Annotated in this window: 4 protein-coding genes; 1 reads left to right on the top strand and 3 read right to left on the bottom strand. The window is 38.1% G+C overall.

Annotated elements, in window-relative coordinates:
- The 3 genes from ACOVO2_RS18565 to ACOVO2_RS18555 all read right to left on the bottom strand — a co-directional run.
- On the bottom strand, positions 1-722 hold a 722-nt coding region (locus tag ACOVO2_RS18565), incomplete at its 3' end, for a glycosyltransferase family 2 protein (protein WP_421771408.1).
- A gap of 206 nt (positions 723-928) precedes the next feature.
- Positions 929-1,990 (bottom strand): NAD-dependent epimerase/dehydratase family protein, encoded by a 1,062-nt coding sequence (locus ACOVO2_RS18560; protein ID WP_188769713.1) that lies wholly within the window; start codon positions 1,988-1,990, stop codon positions 929-931.
- A gap of 140 nt (positions 1,991-2,130) precedes the next feature.
- Positions 2,131-2,379: a hypothetical protein gene (locus ACOVO2_RS18555; RefSeq protein ID WP_421771407.1), complete on the bottom strand. Its 249-nt coding sequence runs from the start codon at positions 2,377-2,379 to the stop codon at positions 2,131-2,133.
- Between the two features lie 268 nt (positions 2,380-2,647).
- Here ACOVO2_RS18555 and ACOVO2_RS18550 point away from each other — a divergent pair.
- A partial coding sequence (locus ACOVO2_RS18550; protein ID WP_421771409.1) for an FAD-dependent oxidoreductase occupies positions 2,648-3,081 on the top strand: 434 nt, incomplete at its 3' end.

Here is a 3,081-nt window from a genome sequence, read left to right as displayed (position 1 = left end):
TAATCTCCACGAGAGAAGAATTTTTCTACAAAACAATACACCAAAATAAAGAAATAGCGGCTACCCATTTCTTTGATTTTGAGTTTCGATTCTCCGTATTTTCGGTTAGTCCAGCTATTCGGTACTACGCTGTAAGAATATCCACGAACAATCGTTTTGAGTGGAAGCTCAACCGTCAAGTTAAAGTGTGGCGAAAGAAAAGGCTTCAAGCCTTCCATTGTTTCACGCTTATAAAGTTTAAAAGCATTGGTCGTATCATTGTATTTGATACCAATCACCATTTTTATGATAAAATTAGCCACTCGATTGATGATTTTCTTGACGGCTGGATAATCAATTACTTTTCCGCCTTTTATCCAACGGCTACCAAAAACCGCATCAACATTATCGGCAAGCATGGTTTTGTAGTATTTTACCAAATCTTCTGGGTCGTCTGACATATCGGCCATAAAAACCGCTACGCAATCGCCCGAAAAACGTTCTAAACCATAGCGTACGGCATAGCCAAAGCCATTTGGCCCTTTGTTCGTTTCAAAAACTAAGCTTGGTATTTCTTTCTGTAATTCCTGCAAAACTCCCAAAGTATTATCTTTTGAGTTATCGTTTGTCACCCAAATTTCGTGCGGAATATCGTACTTCTTTAAAGTATTGTATAAACTTCTGAGGGTTTCTGAGATACTTTCTTCTTCGTTATATGCTGGAATTACTACGCTTAGTTTCATTGATTAATTTTTCTGGGAATTATAAATCAGATAAATAGTAAGGCACTTTGGTATTAAGGGATACAAAAGTACAAAATTTCTCTGAGACTATAAACGTCTGCACCGCAGGTCTGACGTTTCGATTGTACGAAATAGTGTCAAATCTGCGGTGCATTTCTAAGGTTTTAACTTTATTAAATGTCAGACCGATGGTACAGACATTTAGTTTATACTCGCTTGCTGATGTTATCGTACATCTGTGTAAGCGTAGTTTTTAAGTCATATTTCCAAGTCCATTCTGGGTAGTGATTCTTGAACTTCGTAAGGTCAGAAATATACCAGATATGGTCGCCACTACGATTATCTTCGGCGTAGCTGTAACTCATTTTATTTCCTGTGATTTCCTCACAAATCGCAATTCCCTCTTGCATTGAGCAGTTCGAGAAGCGTCCACCACCAGCGTTATAAACTTCGCCAGCACGAGGATTTTGATAGAAATGCCAGAACATATTCACTAAATCCCAGCTATGAATATTGTCACGTACTTGTTTTCCTTTATAACCGAAAATCGTGTAGTGGTTTCCTGTAATGGCACATTTCATTAAATAAGCCAAGAAACCGTGCAATTGAGCTCCCGAGTGATTTGGGCCAGTCAAGCATCCGCCACGGAAAACCGCAGTTTTCATACCGAAATATCTACCGTATTCTTGCACCATTACATCAGCCGCTACTTTCGATGCACCAAAAATAGAGTGCTTCGAGTGGTCGATTGACATCAATTCGTCGATACCGTTAGTGAAATATGGGTGGTTTTGGTCGATTTCCCAACGAGTTTCCAGTTCTACCAATGGCAAGTAATTAGGTGTATCGCCATAAACTTTATTGGTCGAAGTAAAGATAAATACTGCTTCTGGAGAGTATTTACGAGTTGCTTCGAGCATTACGAGCGTGCCATTGGCGTTTACTGTGAAGTCAGTAAATGGCTCACGGGCAGCCCAGTCGTGGCTTGGTTGTGCAGCTGTGTGTACAACAAGTTTAATGTCAGCACCGTATTCGGCAAAGATTTTATTGATTTCTTCTTCCGAACGAATATCAGCTTTGTAGTGCTTGTAATTGCTGAATTTTTCTTCTAAACCTTTACGATTCCAGTCGGTAGAAGCCTCGGCTCCGAAGAAATACGAACGAAGGTTATTGTCGATACCGATTACTAAATCAAATTTTTCGGCAAAAAAGGCAACTGATTCACTACCAATCAAACCTGCCGAACCTGTAACTAATGCTATGTTCATTTATTGAAGTTTCGTTTTTGATGATGTTGGAGCATCGTGGGGTATAAAAAAATAAAAATAGGCATATTACAGTATATGTAGCATCAGAATGCCAAGATAAACTGTAAACCGCCTACTATAAGCAAAATCATTGGAGGCAATTATGCACCTTCATTAGATTTTCCTAAACCGAATAATTTCTCTTGAATCGCTTGTGTGCGTTTTTCAAGCTCAGGCTTAGCTGTATATTTATTTTTTAATTGACGTGCTGCTGAGTCTGGACTTACACCATAAACCCACTCATCACCTTGACGTACGTCTTTTTGTTCAATACGATTGGTTTTTTGATAATCGCATGAAGCCAACGAAACCGCTGCTACTGCAAATAATAAAACACTAAACTTTTTCATGTCTGAATGTTGTCGTTAAATTTGCACAAATTTAAGTTTGGTAATTCAATTCGCCAAGAAAAATTGTACTTTTTAAATGAAAAGGCAATAATTATAAGTTATGAGATATGAATTATGAGCTAAACGTGTTAGAAATTTCATATAGTTCAGGTTGATTATCCAGATATTTCTTTGGAAATAACTATTTATTAATAACAATGTTGATTTGGGATGTAGATAAAATAATTCTACATTCTTAATTCTACATTCTTAATTCTTAATTGTGAATATGATTTATGATGTAACAGTAGTTGGTGGTGGTATTGTCGGACTGGCCACGGCCCTACGTATAAAAGAGCAAAACCCGAGTTTGAAATTGCTCATCATCGAAAAAGAAGATGTAGTAGCTAAACACCAAACGGGGCATAACAGCGGAGTGATTCACTCGGGGCTTTATTACAAACCGGGTAGCTTGAAAGCAACGAATTGTATCAGAGGCTATCAGATGTTGTTAGATTTCTGTGAAAAAGAGGAAATAAAATATGACCTCTGCGGAAAAGTAGTGGTAGCCACTCGCCCTGAACAAATTTCGATTTTGGATGGACTTTTTGAGCGTGGAAAACAAAATGGCTTAGACGGCTTCAAGATGCTTTCACCAGAACAGTTGAAAGAATACGAACCACATGTAAAAGGCTTAAAGGGCTTTTTTGTACCGCAAACGGG

The organism is Emticicia sp. (assembly GCF_049241225.1).
In the GTDB taxonomy this organism is placed as follows: domain Bacteria; phylum Bacteroidota; class Bacteroidia; order Cytophagales; family Spirosomataceae; genus Emticicia.
This window is presented reverse-complemented; position numbering and strand designations above follow the sequence as displayed.

Bases quoted from the DNA above. Each gene is read 5' to 3' on its own strand.
- ACOVO2_RS18560 (WP_188769713.1), bottom strand. From the start codon at position 1,990: ATGAACATAGCATTAGTTACAGGTTCGGCAGGTTTGATTGGTAGTGAA.
- ACOVO2_RS18555 (WP_421771407.1), bottom strand. From the start codon at position 2,379: ATGAAAAAGTTTAGTGTTTTATTATTTGCAGTAGCAGCGGTTTCGTTG.